At 46.4% G+C, this 19,102-nt stretch carries 19 protein-coding genes; 3 read left to right on the top strand and 16 right to left on the bottom strand.

All coding sequences use genetic code 11. The annotated features are described in order from the left end of the window. Window positions 1–15 precede the first annotated feature (15 nt). The 16 genes from QUF61_RS13550 to QUF61_RS13475 all read right to left on the bottom strand — a co-directional run bounded on the left by QUF61_RS13550 (window position 16) and on the right by QUF61_RS13475 (window position 15,451). Window positions 16–1,374: a DUF4340 domain-containing protein gene (locus tag QUF61_RS13550; RefSeq protein ID WP_177428357.1), complete on the bottom strand. Its 1,359-nt coding sequence runs from the start codon at window positions 1,372–1,374 to the stop codon at window positions 16–18. A gap of 12 nt (window positions 1,375–1,386) precedes the next feature. After that, window positions 1,387–3,318 (bottom strand): Gldg family protein, encoded by a 1,932-nt coding sequence (locus tag QUF61_RS13545; RefSeq protein ID WP_289682171.1) that lies wholly within the window; start codon window positions 3,316–3,318, stop codon window positions 1,387–1,389. A gap of 3 nt (window positions 3,319–3,321) precedes the next feature. Next, window positions 3,322–4,059 (bottom strand): ABC transporter permease subunit, encoded by a 738-nt coding sequence (locus QUF61_RS13540; protein ID WP_286019206.1) that lies wholly within the window; start codon window positions 4,057–4,059, stop codon window positions 3,322–3,324. A 15-nt stretch (window positions 4,060–4,074) separates the two neighbouring features. Then, a complete protein-coding gene (locus QUF61_RS13535) occupies window positions 4,075–5,010 on the bottom strand; it encodes an ABC transporter ATP-binding protein (RefSeq protein ID WP_289682170.1) in 936 nt (311 codons plus the stop codon). 223 nt (window positions 5,011–5,233) lie between these two features. Continuing rightward, a complete protein-coding gene (locus QUF61_RS13530) occupies window positions 5,234–5,740 on the bottom strand; it encodes a hypothetical protein (RefSeq protein ID WP_103919557.1) in 507 nt (168 codons plus the stop codon). A gap of 4 nt (window positions 5,741–5,744) precedes the next feature. Continuing rightward, on the bottom strand, window positions 5,745–6,524 hold the full coding sequence (locus tag QUF61_RS13525) for a hypothetical protein (protein WP_289682167.1): 780 nt from the start codon (window positions 6,522–6,524) through the stop codon (window positions 5,745–5,747). Window positions 6,525–6,637: 113 nt separating this feature from the next. Further along, complete coding sequence (gene fabF / locus QUF61_RS13520) at window positions 6,638–7,894, bottom strand: beta-ketoacyl-ACP synthase II (RefSeq protein ID WP_103919555.1); 1,257 nt, start codon at window positions 7,892–7,894, stop codon at window positions 6,638–6,640. A gap of 126 nt (window positions 7,895–8,020) precedes the next feature. Next, the gene (gene acpP, locus QUF61_RS13515; protein WP_103919554.1) at window positions 8,021–8,251 is read right to left on the bottom strand and encodes an acyl carrier protein; all 231 of its coding nucleotides are present in this window, start codon (window positions 8,249–8,251) and stop codon (window positions 8,021–8,023) included. Between the two features lie 377 nt (window positions 8,252–8,628). Then, window positions 8,629–9,366, bottom strand: a complete 738-nt coding sequence (fabG, locus tag QUF61_RS13510; RefSeq protein WP_103919553.1) for a 3-oxoacyl-ACP reductase FabG — start codon at window positions 9,364–9,366, stop codon at window positions 8,629–8,631. Between the two features lie 2 nt (window positions 9,367–9,368). After that, on the bottom strand, window positions 9,369–10,301 hold the full coding sequence (gene fabD, locus QUF61_RS13505) for an ACP S-malonyltransferase (protein ID WP_289682165.1): 933 nt from the start codon (window positions 10,299–10,301) through the stop codon (window positions 9,369–9,371). Window positions 10,302–10,380: 79 nt separating this feature from the next. Then, complete coding sequence (locus tag QUF61_RS13500) at window positions 10,381–11,046, bottom strand: DUF4276 family protein (RefSeq protein WP_103919551.1); 666 nt, start codon at window positions 11,044–11,046, stop codon at window positions 10,381–10,383. 5 nt (window positions 11,047–11,051) lie between these two features. Next, on the bottom strand, window positions 11,052–12,287 hold the full coding sequence (locus QUF61_RS13495) for an AAA family ATPase (RefSeq protein ID WP_103919550.1): 1,236 nt from the start codon (window positions 12,285–12,287) through the stop codon (window positions 11,052–11,054). Between the two features lie 20 nt (window positions 12,288–12,307). Continuing rightward, window positions 12,308–13,270 (bottom strand): beta-ketoacyl-ACP synthase III, encoded by a 963-nt coding sequence (locus tag QUF61_RS13490; protein ID WP_289682161.1) that lies wholly within the window; start codon window positions 13,268–13,270, stop codon window positions 12,308–12,310. A 144-nt stretch (window positions 13,271–13,414) separates the two neighbouring features. Then, window positions 13,415–14,425, bottom strand: a complete 1,011-nt coding sequence (plsX, locus tag QUF61_RS13485; RefSeq protein ID WP_103919548.1) for a phosphate acyltransferase PlsX — start codon at window positions 14,423–14,425, stop codon at window positions 13,415–13,417. 6 nt (window positions 14,426–14,431) lie between these two features. Beyond that, complete coding sequence (gene rpmF, locus QUF61_RS13480; protein ID WP_103919547.1) at window positions 14,432–14,614, bottom strand: 50S ribosomal protein L32; 183 nt, start codon at window positions 14,612–14,614, stop codon at window positions 14,432–14,434. Window positions 14,615–14,908: 294 nt separating this feature from the next. Next, a complete protein-coding gene (locus QUF61_RS13475; RefSeq protein WP_289682159.1) occupies window positions 14,909–15,451 on the bottom strand; it encodes a YceD family protein in 543 nt (180 codons plus the stop codon). A gap of 106 nt (window positions 15,452–15,557) precedes the next feature. Here QUF61_RS13475 and ggt point away from each other — a divergent pair, with 106 nt between their 5' ends. From ggt to QUF61_RS13460, 3 genes are all read left to right on the top strand, one after another. Beyond that, window positions 15,558–17,279, top strand: coding sequence for a gamma-glutamyltransferase (ggt, locus tag QUF61_RS13470; RefSeq protein ID WP_289682157.1), 1,722 nt, complete (start codon window positions 15,558–15,560; stop codon window positions 17,277–17,279). 78 nt (window positions 17,280–17,357) lie between these two features. Further along, window positions 17,358–18,425: a 3-deoxy-7-phosphoheptulonate synthase gene (locus QUF61_RS13465; protein ID WP_289682155.1), complete on the top strand. Its 1,068-nt coding sequence runs from the start codon at window positions 17,358–17,360 to the stop codon at window positions 18,423–18,425. Between the two features lie 147 nt (window positions 18,426–18,572). Further along, the gene (locus tag QUF61_RS13460; RefSeq protein WP_103919592.1) at window positions 18,573–18,911 is read left to right on the top strand and encodes a TusE/DsrC/DsvC family sulfur relay protein; all 339 of its coding nucleotides are present in this window, start codon (window positions 18,573–18,575) and stop codon (window positions 18,909–18,911) included. Window positions 18,912–19,102 lie beyond the last annotated feature (191 nt).

Raw genomic sequence — 19,102 nt, 5'->3', positions numbered from 1 at the left:
AAAAGGCTAGTTGCGTTACTGCCCCAGATTTTTGATTACTTCAACCGGAGACGGTCCTGGTGGCGTTGGTGCGCTGTCACCCGTTTTAGGTGCAGCTTTCTGTTGTTTGGCTTTTTCCGCTGCCTGTCTTAGCAAAGTCGCAAAGTCCTGATTGGCTGTACCGCCAGGCGCAGTAGGTGCAATGGGAGGCGTTGCCCCCGCTGCTTCAGCGGCAGATTCTGCTTTAATCGCTTCATACAGGCTGTCTTTTTTCGGCAAAAATCCATCCGCTTTATACTGCGGCACGGCATAGGCCCATTTTGCCAGACGCTGATTCAGCGTTTCTGCTTCTGTTGCGGGATTGATGTCTACTTTCTCTGCCACGTTGAGTATCGGTGGTTTGGCCTCTGCGCTTGCTTCAGCATTTTCCTGCTTGGCTTTTTCCGCTGCTTTTGCATCCGTTGCCGCCTTGGCTTCTGCTGCTGCTTTAGCTGCTGCCAGCACACTTTCATTCACCGCAGCGCTAAGATGCAGCCAGGATTTTTCATCCTGTTTGCTCAGTCTTGCAGTGACTTCCAGACCGTCAAAGCGGGTGAATGCTACACTGTCAGCATCTTCCGGGAACTGTACTTCAGCCAATGGTTTAACATCTTCCAGACGTAAATTACTCAGTGCCTGCGCCAGGTTATTCAGCTTAGATGACAATAGCTTATTGTCTGCGGGCAGGCCTTCAAGCTGATAGTCACCGTCTTCAACTTTATCCTTAAAAATAGACACCGCTTCAGCGTCTTTTTGTGTTACTTTCACAGTTTTTATCTGCTTACTGTCAAGGTTCACAATTTCCTTATCCAGCCAGTCCAGTGATTTACGCTGTACCGGGCGCAGATGTCCGGCAACCAGCCAGCTTTGCTTTTCACCTGGCTTACGCACATAATATTCCGTGCCATCGCCCTGGGTTTTTGCCGGGTGGTTTTTGCCGATAATCAAGGTGGCAACGGTGTCCGCGCCGCGTTTTAAAGCCACCTGTAAAGACTGAGCATTTTCGCCTATGTCTTCCACATGCAAACGTGCATACAGCGCGGCACTGCTGGTTTTTGGCTCCTTTTTCTGCAAGCTCACCAGACCATTGAGTAAACCCGCCACATGTCCGTTGGGCACGGGATAACCTGCCAATGTCCATTGCTGATCTTCGCCTTCGCGCTGGATGGCAAAGTTCTGCTTAGCTGTCTGGATATGAATTTCATCAAGCATATTAAACTGCTTGGCTAAATCCGGAAACAGCGCGGGGGTTTCTGTCTGCGCGGCATTCGTGCGGGTTGGCTGCCCCGATTGTATGGCGAAAAACAGCACCAATAAGGTGACGACCGCCAGTATAGAAATAGTTTTTGCGTTCATGAGCATCCTTCTTTATGCGCGTTGACGTTGCTGACGGCGGCGGGTGCGGTAGGTGCTGAGCGCAATACCGCCAATGCCGAATAACAAGGGAATCAAACCGATATTGATAAATTTCACCCGTGCTTCCAGGCGTTCGATGTCTTTTTGCAACTCATGTTGCACCGCGCGCAGTTCTTTACGGATTTTGATTTTCTCATCACGAAAACCGGTAATGGCCTGTTGTTGTTTCGCGGTCAGCAAAGCCGCATTGCCATTTTTACGATTGCTTTGTAAATCACGCAGTTGCTGCTCGGTTTGCTGCAAACGCGCCAGCAGTTCTTTTTCCTTTTCGCGGAAACGATTTTCTGCAACCTGACGAATTTCTTCGACTTTGGTAAATTCACGGGTAAAGCTGCCACGGTTACGCACGCTGATTAAATCATTGCTGCCAGTGAGGTTATCCAGTGCATTGGTCAGCAGTTTGTTGTTGGATGCCTGTGGAATTGCAATCCGGTTGCCGAGGAAGTTTTGCACCTGCACCCAGAATTGATCATCGAGTAAATCAGTATCCGCAACAATCACCAGATTGGTTTCTTCTTTAGAGGTTTTCAGGCTGTTGTCGCTATCTGTCGCATCCTGAGCATCGTCTTTGGCTTCTGCGTCTTGCGGTGCGCCGTCAGGAAAGGCGGTATTCAGAGTGCCGGTAATCCGTGCTGCCAGGATAAACTGACCTTCGGGTTTGAAGTTGCGTACCATGTCTTCAGGGTTGCTGAACATACCCAGCTTGCTGGTTTCAATCAACATGGCCTGGTCACTGGATTGTACTAAAGGTGTCAGTTTGGTTTCCGAACCTTCTTTAAGTTTTAATGCACCGGCACTGGCAAGCGTGATATTCCCCAGCTTGCCGGTGATGATGTCATCAGGATTCAGATTGGCAGTATCCAGATCCATCCAGATGGGATAGCGGATCACGATACCGCGTGAGCCTTTTTGCATTTGCACTTTTTTCGCCAGACTCATATCCCCCACGACTTTATCGGCAACCAGTTCCACGCCCCAGGCATCGAGTAATTTACTCAAATCTGAATTACGCGGCGCGTTCATGCCTGCCAGCGGGTTTTTCGGATCGCTTGGTGGTTCATCAGTTTCCGCGTAAGGGTCGAGAAATGCCAGTAAACGCCCACCCTTGAGTACAAACTGATCCAAAGCGTATAAGGTTTGCTCGCTGAGATTTTTTGGATGCACCAGCATCAAGACATCAATATTACCGGGAATTTCCGTGACATCGGTAGCAATGGTGCGGGTTTCAAATAATTGCTGCATTTGCTCAACTATCATCCAGCTTTCATCACCGCCTTTGCTTTGCATAAAGGGCAGACCGCCACCGGGTTTGCCTTCAATCGGCAGGCTGCTCATCAGACCCACGACTTTTTTATCCGGGTGCGCCAAGCGATAAACCAACTGGGTAATGTCGTATTCCAGAAATTCTTCACGATTGGGGTTAAAAAATGGAATGCTTTCTTCACCGTCAGTGGAGTTGCTACCCATGAGGCCAAAATAAAACGTGGTATTGCTATTATCCAGCGGCACACCTTTCATGCCATACGCCACGGCAGTATCTTCCGCTTCGGAAAAGGCTTCCGGCTCAATGATTTGCAAATCAAGTTTGCCATCCGCATGGCGCTGATATTCTTGCAGCAATTCCTTAACCCGCACCGCGTAAGCATTCACACCGGGCAGTTCTGGCAAGAGTTTCTGTGACAGATAAAATTTCAGGCTGACAGGCTCTTCCAGTCCACCCAGAATGTTTTTACTGCCCTGACTGAGGGTGTATAAACCGTTATCCGTCAAATCCAGCCGCGCTGAAGAAAACGCAGCGTTGCTGACGATATTTGCCGCCAGAAATAAAACCACAGCCAGCCCGAGTCCCGCGCTGCTGAGTAACCATTTTTTATTGATATTCATTAATTAATCCGCCTTTTTCATCTCAATAACAATGACATTGGCAAACAGCCACAGCACCATCAGAGAAAAGAAATACACCAAATCACGCAAGTCAATCACGCCTTTGCTGATGTCATTAAAATGACTTAAAAAGCTAAAAGAGCGTATCAGTTCAACCACCATGTGCGGTGCCCAGCCGGTGAAAAAGTCCAGCACCAGTGGCAGACCGCTGAGAATAAACAGCAGGCACACCACCACGCTGACAATAAATGCCACCACCTGATTTTTGGTCAAGGCGGAAATACACGCACCAATGGCGATAAACGCACCTGCCATCAGCAGGCTGCCCAGGTAACCGGCAAAAATCACAGAATTATCCGGGCTACCCAGATAATTGACCGTAATCCACATGGGGAAGGTCAGAGCCAGGGCAATGGCAGTAAATGCCCAGGTTGCCAGAAATTTGCCCAGTACCGCATCGCTGGGTTTAATCGGCAAGGTCAGCAGCAATTCGATGCTGCCCGCTTTGCGCTCTTCCGCCCACAGGCGCATGGACAGCGCGGGAATCAGAAACAGATACAGCCAGGGGTGGAAGGTGAAAAACGGTTGTAAATCTGCCTGCCCCCGACCAAAAAAGTTACCCAGATAAAAGCTGAACACGCCACTGAGAAACAAGAAAATTACAATAAATACATAAGCGACGGGGGTAGAGAAATACCCATTAAGTTCCCGCCTGAAAATAATGCCAATGCTGTTATTCACGGACAATAACTCCTTTTATACCGTTAATTGACGGAATACTTCATCCAGTTGACCACGCGCAACGGATAATTCTTTAATCGTCCACTGTTGCTGGTGCGCAATCTGGCTGATCTGGTTGACAATGGATTGATCCCGCTTCGGCAGCAGCAGATAACTGAACCAGTCGTCATTTTCTTCCAGGACTTTTAATTCCTTGATGTGAGCGATGCCCTGCAAAGACTCGCGAATACTCGCCGCGTTTTGTTGTTCGGCAGGCAAGGTCAGGGTCACGGCATTATGATTCGGCGCGCGCGCTTCCAACGCGGCAGGAGTATCGTCGGCAATCAATCTGCCGTTGGCAATAATAATTGCGCGCGAGCACACCGCATGGACTTCTTCGAGAATATGGGTGGACAGGATAATCACTTTCTCCTGCGCCATATCTTGAATCAGGCTACGCACTTCATGTTTTTGATTGGGATCCAGGCCATCAGTCGGCTCATCCATAATCAGCACTTTAGGATCATGCAAAATTGCCTGTGCCAGCCCGACCCGGCGCTTAAAGCCTTTTGACAAGGTATCTATCAGTTGATAACGCACCGACTCCAGGGAAACCCGTTCAATCACGCTATCGACGCGTTTGCTTTTCTCTGTACCGCTAAAATTGCGAATTTCCGCAATAAATTCCAGAAAATCCACCACCGTCATATCCGGGTAGGCTGGTGCACCTTCCGGTAAATAACCGATTTCACGCTTGGCCTGCAAAGGTTTGTTAATGATGTCAAAACCATTAATAATCGCAGTACCCGCGCTGGGTGCCAGAAAGCCGGTGATCATTTTCATGCTGGTGGATTTGCCAGCACCATTTGGGCCTAAAAAGCCCAGCACTTCACCTTGCTGAACCTGGAATGAAATATTATCCACTGCGGTAAATGTCCCGAACTGCCGGGATAAGTTTTTTACCTCAACCATAGTGTGCTCCATCATAATTTGAGCGAAGTTATAAATTTTCAGAATCTGAAAATCTATAAATGAATAACTAAAAACCTGGAATTTTTGAGGATCAGGCAAATTTTTGCAACTTACCTTTTGTTCATGTTTTGCAGAAGGGGAGAAGATGGGCAACAGCGATTTACTAAATTGTCAGGGAAAAATGATAAAGCTCCGCATCTTCCCTATTGTTTTATGACCACATTCAGTTTGCAGCTTTATCAATAAAATTATCTACCGGCAATTCAAATTCGGTGCTGAGTTCATTGACTTCCACCTGATAAATACCCGCAGCAAGATTACGGGTTTCCAGCGGGATAATCAGTTCAAAGTATTCATGGGCTGCTTGACAAGGCTTTGTGGCTTGCAATGGGGTGGAGAATACCTCAACCTGGAAATGATCCTGTTGATAAAAATGGGTCAGCGCAGTGACAGTTTCACAGTTGCGGTTGATATAACCTTTGGCAATGACATTTACCTGTAAGGGATAAGCGCGATGTAACAGGATTTCCAGATCTTCCAACCAGATAGAGGGTGTTTCCGCACTTATTATCGCTTTGGCATCGGGTTTGGGAATAATGCGCCCTGGGTGCGCTGTTTGTGAGAGTGGCATGAAAACCGGCAAGGGTTTGAAGCCATCTGAGGAACAGGCTGTCATGCCAAGCAACAGCAGAAACAAAGCATGTCTTACAATATTGTTTAACTTTTTCATAAATTTATGGAATTAACACCAATACACGATGGGCGGCAGGGCGGCGGGACTCTTGTTTCACCCGGATATCAATACGGTATAAACCCGCTTCATTTAATCCCTGCAATGGAATGGAAAATGCGTTTTTTGCCGGATAATAACCTAATTGCAGCGGCTGGTAAGATTGTACCACTTTCCATCTACGCTCATTTTCCTGGGTAATACGGTAATATAAATCAGTCAGCTCGCTATTAAAGCGGATTTTCAGGGTTAAATTTTCTGCTTGCTGGGTTTTCCCCTGGTGCGCATGTACTGGCAGATACACTTTTTCCTTCAATCCCCGTGGACTGCTGCGTAAAAACCAGGTGGTAATGCCAATATCGCTGATGTGCTGCACTTTTTTCTGGTGTAATGCCTGTAAAACTTTAACTGGCAGGGAAAACATTTGTTTTGCCAAAGGCAGGTGGGTATCCATGCGATAGCGTTTATTATCCAGGGCTGTAGCGCGAATTTTCAACAGCGTCTTTGCTGAGCTTGGTTGCGGTTGTTGCCAAAAAATATCAAGATTTTCTTTATTTTCAACTTGATAACGCAATGGATAATACGCTAAACCGACGACTTCAAATTCTGACGCGGCAAGATTGCGTAAATAGACACCTTCACAAAATGAACCACGCTGTTGGTAGTCTAGTTTTGTAATCGGGGTTTGCGCGCAAGACTGTTTTTTTTCACAGCTGAGCGCGTCATCGCACAATGGTACGGGCTGATTTTTTTCTTTGGCAAAACCCGTTAATGAATAAAGCATTAGAGTACAGAGGCTTAGAACAACACTAGAAGTCGAAAAATGCATGAGACAGCTCCATTTTAATTTTATCTGTTTCGGGAAATCGCCATTACTCATTCCCGAAACAGATAAAATTAATCACTAAACTTTTTAAAAATCAATGTGCCATTGGTACCACCAAAGCCAAAGGAATTGGACATTACCACGTCCAGTTTCATTTCCCGCGCAGTATGAGGCACATAATCCAGATCACAAGCAGGATCAGGGTTATCCAGGTTAATGGTAGGCGGGGCAACCTGATCACGCAAGGCTAAAATACTGAAAATTGCTTCAATGCCACCCGCCGCGCCCAATAAGTGTCCAGTCATGGATTTGCTGGAACTGACAGCGATTTGGTAAGCGCGTTCGCCAAAAACCAGCTTAATTGCGGCAGTTTCCGCCTTATCGCCAACCAGCGTAGAGGTACCGTGGGCATTGATATAATCAATACTTTCCGCATTAATGCCTGCGTTACGCAGGGCGTTACGCATACATAAAGCTGCGCCACTGCCATCTGCGGGAGGGGCGGTCATATGATAGGCATCACTGCTCATACCACTGCCCACTAATTCTGCATAAATCTGTGCGCCGCGTTGTGTTGCATGTTCCAGGCTTTCCAATACCAGCACGCCAGCACCGTCAGCCAATACAAAACCATCGCGCTCAGTGTCCCAGGGGCGGCTGGCTGCGGCTGGGTTATCATTATTTTTAGACAAGGCGCGTGCCGCAGAAAAACCACCTATCCCCAAAGGACAGGTTGCCATTTCTGCGCCACCAGCAATCATCACATCGGCATCACCATAAACAATCATACGCGCAGCGTCAGCAATACTGTGGGTGCCGGAAGTACAGGCAGTCACAATGGAATAATTCGGGCCTTTCAGGCCGTGGCGAATTGAAACCTGCCCTGCGGCCATATTGACAATACTGCCGGGGACAAAAAATGGGGAAATTTTACGTGCACCACCATCAATATAACTTTGATAATTCTTACTGATACCGGGCAGGCCACCAATACCAGAGCCAATGCAGGCACCAATACGCTCGGCATTTGCTTCAGTAATTTCCAGACCCGCGTCTTTTAAGGCATCATCGCTGGCGGCAATCGCATAATGAATAAATTCATCCATTTTGCGCATTTCTTTTTTATTCAGATACTGTTCAACATCAAAACCCTGTACCACTCCACTGATTCGACTGTTGAATTGACTGGCATCAAACAAGGTGATTGGGGTGATGCCACTGTGTCCAGCCAGCAGATTACCCCAGGCTGTATCCAAGGTCGAACCGACGGGTGATACGATGCCCATGCCGGTTACCACAATTCGGCGTTGATTATTTTGTTGGCTCATAAAAACCTCCTTGGGGAAAAGCAAAAGGCCGGATAAACCGGCCTTTTATGTTTGAATGTTACTACTTAGGAGTGAGAATTTTATAACTTCAGAAACTGGACTTATTTCATCCTCACTCCTTAAAAATTACTGATGCGTATTCACGTAGTCAATTGCTTGTTGTACGGTAGTGATTGTTTCCGCTTCTTCATCAGGGATTTCGCAACCAAATTCTTCTTCTAAAGCCATTACCAACTCGACCGTATCCAGGGAATCGGCACCCAGATCATCGACAAAAGAGGCATCATTCTTGACTTCGTCTTCTTTAACACCCAATTGTTCCATAACGATTTTTTTGACGCGTTCTTCATTACTCATAATCTTAATATCCTCCCGGATAATTCAGGTCCAGGCCATAAAAACCCGGAGAAAAATAAATAAAACCAGACATTATTCAATCTGAATTTGACGTATTTCAGCGTCTTTAGGAGTGAAGATGAAATAAATACAGAAACTGGGCGCAGGATTTTTATTTATTTTCAAGGCGTGAAAACAGGCGCATAGCAAGCTATGTAACTGTTTTCACAACGTAGAAAATGGAGAAAAAGACCAGCCAAGTTGCTGAAGTTATAAAATTCTCACTCCTTAGTGCTGAATGAAACTTATGCCAAATTTCAGTATCGCAAAAATTTCAGTATCGCAATGAATAAAATGCGTGATTATAATGTAATTTTAGAAGGCTGTATAGCAGCCTTCTAAGGCATATACATGCCGCCATTCACATTCAATGTTTCGCCGGTAATATAAGCGGCTGTCGGTGAGGCCAGGAATAATACGGCTTGCGCAATATCTTCCGCGCTGCCCATACGACCTGCGGGAATCTGACTTAAAATGGCATTTTGTTGTTCATCATTCAAGCCATGTGTCATATCCGTTGCAATATAGCCCGGTGCAACCGTATTCACAGTAACGCCGCGACTACTGACTTCACGCGCCAGAGATTTAGCAAAACCGATTAACCCCGCTTTTGCTGCCGCATAATTGGCCTGACCGGGATTACCCGTCAGCCCCACCACGGAACTGATATGCACAATGCGTCCGCTACGTGCTTTCATCATGCTGCGCAGACAGGCTTTAGTCAAACGGAACACTGCGCTGAGATTGGTATCAATCACCGCATCCCAATCTTCTTCCTTCATGCGCATCATCAGACCATCACGGGTAATACCCGCGTTATTAACTAAGATAGTCGGCATTTGTGCTTTTAAGCTTTCCAGTAAAGCTTCCTGAGACTCAGCTTCAGTTGTGTTATAAACTGCACCCCGGCCTTTGATGCCTGCTTCCTCTAACATTTGGCTGATATTGTCCACGCCATTTGCAGAGGTGGCAGTGCCTATCACGGTTGCACCCGCATTACCCAAAGTTAAAGCAATGGCTTTACCAATACCACGACTCGCACCAGTCACCAGCGCGGTTTGATTGTCTAAGATCATATTTAATTCCCTATCGCCAGCGCCTTGTCCAGACTTGCCGGATCAAACACCGCTAAGCTTTGTAAGTTTTTATTAATACGTTTATTTAACCCCGTCAGGACTTTACCCGGCCCCATTTCCAGCACCACTTCCGGTTGCTGCTCAGCAATGGCCTGTATGGTTTCCACCCAGCGCACCGGCTGGAATAATTGACCGACTAAAGCCTCACGGATTGTATCCGGGTCGGTTTTTTGTGTCACATCCACATTATGAATGATGGGTATTGCCGGACTTTCCAGGTTTATCTGCGCTAAAGCTTCTGCTAATTTGTCCGCAGCAGGGCGCATCAAGTCACAATGCGAAGGTACGCTGACCGGTAATAATAAAGCACGTTTTGCCCCTGCCTGCTTGGCAGCTTCTGCGGCACGCTCAACAGCCGTTTTTTGTCCGGCAATCACCACCTGACCCGGCGCATTAAAATTCACTGCGGCAACCACTTCACCCTGCGCCGCGCTGCTACAGGCTTCTTTTACCTGGGCATCGTCCAGCCCCAGTATTGCCGCCATTGCCCCCTGTCCGGCAGGCACTGCTTCCTGCATCAAGCGCCCGCGTAAAGCCACCAGCTTTACCGCGTCAGTAAATGCCAGACTACCTGCATGAACCAGCGCGCTGTATTCGCCCAGACTGTGACCAGCACATAAACTGGCTGGCGCGCCATTTTGCGAAGCCCAGACCCGCGTCACGGCAATGCCTGCGCTTAACATCGCAGGCTGGGTGTTATCAGTTTGGTTAAGTGCTTCTTTCGGGCCTTCCTGGCTTAATTTCCAGAGATCTTGTTGTAGTGCTTCTGAGGCTTCTTCAAAAGTTTGTTTAACCAAAGGGTAGTTTGCAGCCAAATCAGCCAGCATAGCAATGGCTTGCGAACCCTGTCCGGGGAAAATAAATGTGTATGACATGGATGTTTTAGATTCCTGGTGAAAATAAAGAGATTCAAATAATGTAGAGACATATTGCAATTTCTCTACAAAAAGGATTTCAATGAGAATTCAAGGTAAAACGTCGTAAACCATCACGGAAACAGCAAAAACTTGGTGACTTATTTTTCTCAACATTCATGTGTGGTGCAATTTTAGCCGCCCATTTTCGTTTTTCTTCAAGTATGCGTATTGAGCGTTTGCCGTAATGTTGCAGGGATTTCAATCCACCTGGATGAATTGCTTCCGCTAATTGCTCCCATGTGCCGCACTGTGCATCCTGAATATAATCAGCTAATACTTTTTTATTATAGTCTGGATAAGCTTTTTCTATCGCATGTTGATCACCAAAATACCATGCTTCCAATTCTTCAATCGCAATTCGGATCAGAAAATTAGGTTTTTTTTCACATGAATCTAATACCAACCACAGTTCATTTTTAAATGCGACGCAATCCTTCCTATCATCAAGGTCAAGCAAAAGTACTACAATTTCCTGATCTCCCATACGATTTCCATAAGCTCTTAACCTTGAAGGCAGGTTGTGTAACAGTGTTCTATCATTTTTTTGAGGCTGGCCAACAAGATTACCCGGCAAACGCCCAATGCCCTGATGCTTATGGATTTTCCAGGTATGAGGCACATTATATTGACCCACAATTTTATCCATTAATATGGAGAGAGTCGTTAATTCTGTTTGCCCTTCTACTAAAATTTCAAAGTGCATCGCTTCTACCTTGCATCCAGGTAGTCACTATACCAAAGCGCACCCAACGGCTGTCCCTCATCAGCCATTTCCTGAACATAAGGGTATTCACTGGCGCGTTTAATCATTGCGGTGCCGTCATCATTTTTTTCCAGCACCCAGACCTCATCAGGTGCAAGCGCATCAACAAAATAAGGTTGATGCGTTGTAATAAATACCTGGGAGCCGCCTTTGCGTCCCGTTGCATGAGATTTGAATTCAAATGCAAGCGTCTCCAGTAGCTTATGATATAAGCCATTTTCCGGCTCTTCGATACAAATAAAAGGTGTTGGCTCAGGATCTTGTAATAGCAGCATATAACAAAACATCTTCAGTGTTCCATCTGACATTTGCTGCTGCGTAAACGGCTTGGCAAAACCTTTATCTTCAAATAAAAGATAGAGATTATTGGTAATCTCATCTTTATAGGTTTTAATAGTGCCTATTCCGGGAATTTTTTTTGAAATATCGTCAAAGATACGTTTAATAATAACAGGATGATTTCGTTCCAGATATTGAACGACATTGCCGACATTATCACCATGCAGGTTAAGGTGTTTTTGTATGCCTGCCTGGGGTATCTGTCTGGCAGCGTCTGGATAGAAATAGCTCAAATACCATGCTTTGATAAAAGACTTAAACTCGGCAATGCGGGGGTTTTCTGAAAACTGCTCAGCAAGTGAAACGATAGCGAGTTTTTGCTGAGAAAGTTCAACTGCCTTACGTTGTAATTCATCCCCCTCTAACGCATCATCACCAACCCAGACCATCCCTTTACCATTTTCCAGGTTAAGAAATGATTTGGGCAAGCCATGCCGCTGGTTTTTTTCCCGTTGTCTCAGCCTTTCTGATTTTACAATGGGTAAGCCGTGTTTATCTTTGCCAATGGCAACTTCATAAGTAATAGGGCGATCATTGTGTGATTCTCGATAATTAATTGTTATTCTTATCGGATCATTTTCCCTGCCATTTGTAACCAGCTTGTCATAACCACCACGCCCTTTGGCATTACAGGCAGTTTCCAGATCTGAATCCATGCAATCTGCTAAAAAACCAAAAGCATCAAATATTGAACTTTTTCCTGAACCATTTTTTCCAATGACCGCCGTCAATGGTGTTAAAGGTTTAGCGAATCTTAATTTGAGATCCGTAGCAATGCAGCCCATCGCTATATCATTTAAGGTACGATAATTTTGAATGCGCAATCCTTCTATCTGTGCCATGATCCTGTAAACCTCGTTTTTTAAAAGCGCAGTAAAGCCGAACCCCAGGTAAACCCGCCACCCATTGCGGTCAATAATAAATGCTGCTCAGGCTGGATACGTCCATCTCTGACTGCGGTATCCAGGGCCAAGGGTACAGAGGCTGCGGAAGTATTACCATGCATGGCAACCGTGCTGATGACTTTTTCCTGCGGCAGTTTAAGTTTTTTGGAAACTGCCTGAATAATACGGGTATTCGCTTGATGCGGTATCACCCAGTCCAGATCACTGACGTTAAACTCATTACTGCGCAGTGCTTCCAGTGCGGAACTGGCCATATTATTCACGGCAGCTTTAAACACTTCCCCACCCTGCATCCGGGTGAACTGTGATTCCCCCTGCAATTGTCCTTGAGCAACATAACTGTTCACTGTCAGACTGTTGCTGTATTGACCATCGGCATATAAATGACTGGAGTAAATACCTGGTTCTTCACTGGCTTCCAGCACCACCGCCCCTGCACCATCACCAAACAACACGCAAGTGCCACGATCATTCCAATCCACCAGACGCGAGAAAACTTCCGCGCCAATCACCAGCGCACGTTTATGGGAGCCGCTGCGAATAAATTTTTCAGCCGTACCCAGGGCATAAAGAAAGCCTGTGCATACCGCTTGTATATCAAATGCCGCACATTGGGTTGCCCCGAGTTTTTGCTGCAATAAACAGGCAGAACTGGGAAATACCCGATCCGGGGTGGTGGTGGCAAAAATGATTAAATCAATGCTGTCGGCTGCAACTTCAGCTGCTTGCAAAGCATGGGTTGCCGCTTGTAATGCCAGATCAACCACGCCTTCACCGTTGGCGGCAATATGTCGTTCCCGGATGCCGGTACGGGTGACGATCCATTCATCACTGGTATCAACCATTTTTTCCAGGTCGGCATTGCTTAATACCCGTTCAGGTAAGTGGCTGCCAGTGCCAATAATCCGTGCGTAGTTCATCCAGTTTTTTTCCAGTGTAAAAAATTAGCGTGAAATATAAGCAGATTTTCTGCGGCAGCGCTGATCGAACCCAGTAAAATTTTAGCCTGAGATGTAAGCGGCTTTCTACGCGTAGCGTTGAATGAAGCTTACATCGAAGTCAAGTCAGTTGCCTAAAATGGCATCCAGTTGATGACTGATTTGAGTGGGTACGCTTTTTTCAACTTCACGTATGGCTTCGCTGATGGCATAGGTAAATGCAAGTTCATCTGCGCCGCCGTGACTTTTGATCACAATGCCCTGTAAGCCCAATAAGCTGGCACCGTTATAACGTCTGGGATCAATCTGCCTGCGCAGTGTTTTAATCACCGGCAAGGCAAATAAAGCGGCTATCTTGGTTAAAAGATTACGCTTAAATGCTTGTTTGACATAATGGGTAATCATTTGCGCCACGCCTTCGCTGGTTTTCAATGCGACGTTGCCAACAAAGCCATCACAAACAATTACATCCACCGTACCTTTGAAAATATCATCGCCTTCCACAAAGCCGATATAATTAATCGCCGCCTCTTCCAGTAATAAAGCTGCTTTTTTTACCTGCTCATTACCTTTCATGTCTTCTTCGCCGATGTTCAGCAAACCCACACGCGGATTTGGCAGGTTATCCACCGCTTCGGTTAAGACTGAACCCATCACTGAAAACTGTAATAAATGTTCAGCAGTGGAATCAACATTGGCACCCAAATCCAGCATATGGGTGTGACCGGTTTTGGTCGGCAGGGCGGTACAAATGGCTGGGCGATCAATATGTGGCAGGGTTTTTAGTACAAAACGCGCTGTTGCCATCAATGCGCCGGTATTACCAGCACTGACACAGGCTTGTGCATCACCGGATTTCACCAGATTAATAGCGACCCGCATGGAAGAGTCTTTTTTCAGGCGCAAGGCTTTTGCCGGCGACTCGTTCATCGCCACCACCTGACTGGCATGATGCACCGACAGTCGCTGCTGAACAGGCGCATCCTGGTTACCGATAAAAGACGCAATCTGGGCGCTATCACCAACCAGTATTAATTTTAATTCGGGATGTTTTTTTAACATCCGCAATGCGGCGGGCACCACGACCTGAGGCCCATGATCGCCGCCCATTGCATCTAAAGCAATCGTGGCATCCACTGCTGCTTAGTCGTTGTTTTTATCAAAAACAACCTGACGACCACGATAATAACCATCCGGGCTGACATGATGACGGCGATGCAATTCACCACTTAAAGGCTCAATGGATAAGGTGGGTTTACCCAGTGCGTCATGTGCGCGGCGCATACCACGCTTGGAAGGGGTTTTACGGTTTTGTTGAACAGCCATATCAGACTCCTGTAACAATGGGATGGCAATAGTGCTATCCCGGCTTAATGAATAAAATATAAATTAGTGTTACGCAAAAGCTTCTTTTTCGCAGGCTTTGCAGCCTTAGAAATGCGAAAAAACCGCTTTTTCTCCACGCTTATTTTGCTAACATCGGGTGTTACGCAAAAACTTCTTTTTCATAGCTTTTGAAGTTTTAGAAACGCGAAAAAACCACTTTTTCTCCACGCTTATCTTGCTAACATCGGGTATTACGCAAAAGCTTCTTTTTTGTGCTTAATTAAAGCACAAAACTTAATGCGATTTTTTCAAACTTTCCAATATCTGAAATGGATTTGCTTTAGCTTCCGTCTCAGGTATATCGGCCTCTGGCTCGGCAATTGGCTGATACTGATTGTCTGGACATTGTTGATGCACGGGCGCAACGGGCAGTGCTAACAACAATTCATCTTCCAGCAGTTGCGCCAGCTTGATGCGCTCACCTTCCAGCATTATCGGCTCAAAACCTTCCGGCACATATTCTTCAGATTCTTCAGGTCTTAACAAACATAATTTGCTTTCCTGCTGCAAATCCAGCCAGACAGTCTGCAAACAGCGTTGGCATGACATCGGTATGCGCGCAGACCAACGCCCTGTCACCACAATATGGCGTTTTAACAGGCCAAATTGCCAATCCAGTTCAATTTTTCCACCGCTTTCCGTGACCAGTGGCTGAAAACGTGGCAAACTATCGAGTATAATTGTTTCTTGGATCGCAGCATTGCGTTCCGCAAACTTTAACGGGTCAAACCATTGCTGAATATTTAATATTTTCTTAGGCAATATTTTTTGAGGCACGGTGTTTGTTTCCTGTGTTGCTATCAGATTGAAAAATTCATGGCAAAATGATAGCCGCTACAAAAAATAAAACCGGAAATTATATGACATATACACAGGATGTCAAATGAAAACTATTATTCAATACCTTGCTTTTGGTACTTTTTTATCCCTGCTTAGCCACACAGCAATGACTTTCGCGCAACCTGCAATACTCAGCGAACGCGCCATTCATGCGCCAGCGCAGGGGCGGCAGATGCTGGTCGCCAGCGAAGCACAGGCGGCAAATGTGGGTCTGGCACTATTAAACCAAGGTGGTAACGCTGTGGATGCCGCTGTTGCAACCGCCTTCGCTTTGGCGGTTACCCTGCCACGCGCCGGTAACATTGGCGGCGGTGGTTTTATGCTGATCTATGAGCAAAAAACCAGCAAGGTCATTGCCTTGGATTATCGTGAAACCGCACCCGCCAAAGCCCATCGGGATTTGTTCCTGGATGCCAAGGGCGATGTTGACAAGCAACGCAGTCGCTTCTCGCATCTGGCGGTAGGCGTACCCGGTACAGTTGCCGGTTTAATACTGGCGCTGGAAAAATACGGCAGCCTGCCGTTAAAAGCGGTGTTGCAACCTGCCATTAGATTGGCACAAAAAGGGATCATCGTCTCTCCGGCCTTGCATGAAGCCTTAAAAACACGCGGCTCACAACTCAATACAACAGCGCAACAGGCTTTTCTGAAACCGGATGGTACGCCACCGGCTATTGGTGAACGCTTAGTGCAGGCAGATTTAGCCAATACCTTACAAGCAATTGCCGAGCAAGGCGCAACCGGTTTTTATCAAGGCCCGGTTGCCGATGCGCTGGTCAAGGAAATGCTGGCCCATGGCGGTATTATTGACCATGCTGATCTTGCTACCTATCGTCCGGCGATGCGAACCCCTATTCAGGGTAAATTCCGTGGTTTTGATATTTTTTCCATGCCACCCCCCAGTTCCGGTGGCATTCATATCGTGCAAATGCTGAATATGCTAAAAGACTTTGATCTTAAGGCTTCGGGGCATAACAGCGCTGCCAGTATTCATATTTTGGCGGAAGTAATGAAACTGGCCTATGCTGATCGTGCAAAATATCTGGGTGATACGGATTTTATCAAGGTACCGGTTGCGGGTTTGATTTCTCCCGCGTATGCGCAGCAACTCAGCACCCAGATTTACAGTGATAAAACCCGTCCCAGCGTGGAAATTCATGCCGGTAAAGTGCCGGGTTACGAAAGTCGGGAAACCACGCATTTTTCGGTTGTTGATAAAATTGGGAACGCAGTTGCCAATACCTACACACTGAATTTTAGCTTTGGCAGTGGTATCATGGCTCCCGGCACCGGTTTTCTGCTGAATAATGAAATGGATGATTTCAGTGCCAAATCAGGCGTGCCCAATGCTTATGGTTTAATTGGCGGCGAAGCCAACGCCATTGAGCCGGGAAAACGGATGCTCAGTTCCATGTCCCCAACCATTGTATTAAAGGGCAAAAAACCCTATCTCATTACTGGCAGCCCTGGCGGCTCGCGCATTATCACCACCACCTTGCAAATTTTACTCAATGTGATCGAACATGGCATGAATATCCAGGAAGCAGTGAATGCACCCCGTATTCACCATCAATGGCTGCCTGATGAACTGCGGCTTGAACGTGGCCTGAGTGTGGACACACGTCAATTATTAAAGGCAAAAGGTCATAAACTGGTAGAAAAACGTGTCATGGGAGCCGCCAACAGTATTTTGATTGACCCGGAAACCGGCATTAAATATGGCGCGGCTGATCCACGTCAACGCGACAGCGTGAGTCGTTGGTGATATTTATTATGATAGAAAATTAAAAAAACAGTAAAATAGATTATTTTTTAATGCTCACAGGACAAGATAACACCCGTTATGGAACATAATGCACTTGAGAATGTTCGGATTACCTCCGAACGGGTACTGATTCCCCCGCAAACGCTGAAACAGAAAATCCCTGCCAGCGAAAAAGCCCAGGCAACGGTGCTGGAAGGCCGTAAAACTATAGAAGCGATCCTGGATCGTCGCGATCATCGTTTATTAGTTGTGGTTGGCCCTTGTTCCATTCATGATATTGAAGCGGCCAAGGTCTATGCTTCGCGTCTGAAACGGCTGCATGATACCTGTAAAGATAGCTTATATATCGTGATGCGGGTGTATTTTGAAAAACCCCGTACGACTATTGGCTGGAAAGGTTTAGTTAATGATCCACGCCTGGATGGTTCTTTCCGCATTGAAGAAGGCCTGGAAAAAGCCCGCGAATTGCTGGTCTGGCTGGCGGAATTAGGTTTACCGGCAGGCACTGAAGCACTGGATCCGATTACGCCACAGTATCTGTCAGACTTATTCTCCTGGACGGCTATTGGCGCACGCACCACGGAATCTCAAACTCACCGTGAATTAGCCAGTGGTCTGTCAACACCGGTTGGATTTAAAAATGGTACGGATGGCAATCTGGGTATGGCGATTAATGCCTTGCATTCCGCCTCCGCTTCACATCACTTTTTGGGTATTAACCAGGAAGGCCAGGTGACTGTGATTCAAACCCAGGGTAATCAATACGGTCACATTATTTTACGGGGCGGTAAAAAAGCCAATTATGATTCTGTCAGCATTGCTTTGTGTGAGCAAGCACTGCATAAGGCCAGCCTGCCTGCCAATATCGTTATTGATTGCAGTCATGGTAATTCCCGCAAAAACCCTGAATTACAGCCCTTGGTCACTGAAGATATTGTGCATCAGATCGCTGATGGCAACCAATCCATTATCGGCATTATGCTGGAGAGCCATCTGAATGAAGGCAATCAACCAATCACTGACGATTTGAGCGCATTAAAATACGGTGTATCAATTACTGATGCCTGCATTAACTGGGCAACGACAGAAGAATTATTACGCCATTTACGTGACAAACTGGTGGATGTTTTACCTAAACGGCAGTAATGAAGCAGAGAACGGATAAAAAGTTGTTGCTAACAGGTACTTGACCTGAACCGCAACATATCCGATGATTATCAATTTCCATACATGAAGTCCCTGGACAAAAAACAAGCTTTTCCGGTGGACTTAAACAATTACAAGGAGTTATATATGTCCTATGAACTTGACGGTAAAACCATAGAAACCACTGCTAACGGTTACCTGGTCGAACCACAGGATTGGAGCGAGGGCTTAGCCGAAATAATTGCCGCTGAAGAAGATGTCGCTTTGACAGAAAGACATTGGGATTTAATCAACTATCTACGCAGCGAATACCTGGAAAACAATGGCAACCAGCCTAACACCCGCAACCTCCAGAAAGCCATGAAAGAGAAATGGGGTGAAAAAGTGGATGCCAAAGCGCTGTATATCCTGTTCCCAAAAGATCCTTCCAAGCAGGGTGGTCGTATTGCCGGAGTTCCAGAAAGCCGTCGTAAAGGCGGGTATTAAGGTAACTCGCAGCACTTATAGTGCTGAAATAAAAAAGGCAGATATTTATCTGCCTTTTTTATTGTCCATGCACAAGGTTAAAACCTTCGCCTTTCAGGCGAACAGATTTATCTCTAATGTTTAACGGTAAAACTTAAAATATGGGTTTTAGCGCTAACACCCCAAAGGGGTATTTTAATATAGCCTGGGGC

Origin of the sequence: Candidatus Venteria ishoeyi (assembly GCF_030378065.1) — a bacterium.
GTDB classification, from domain to species: Bacteria; Pseudomonadota; Gammaproteobacteria; order Beggiatoales; family Beggiatoaceae; genus Venteria; species Venteria ishoeyi.
The sequence above is the reverse complement of the archived record's forward strand: the minus strand, read 5'-3'. Positions and strand labels throughout refer to the sequence as shown.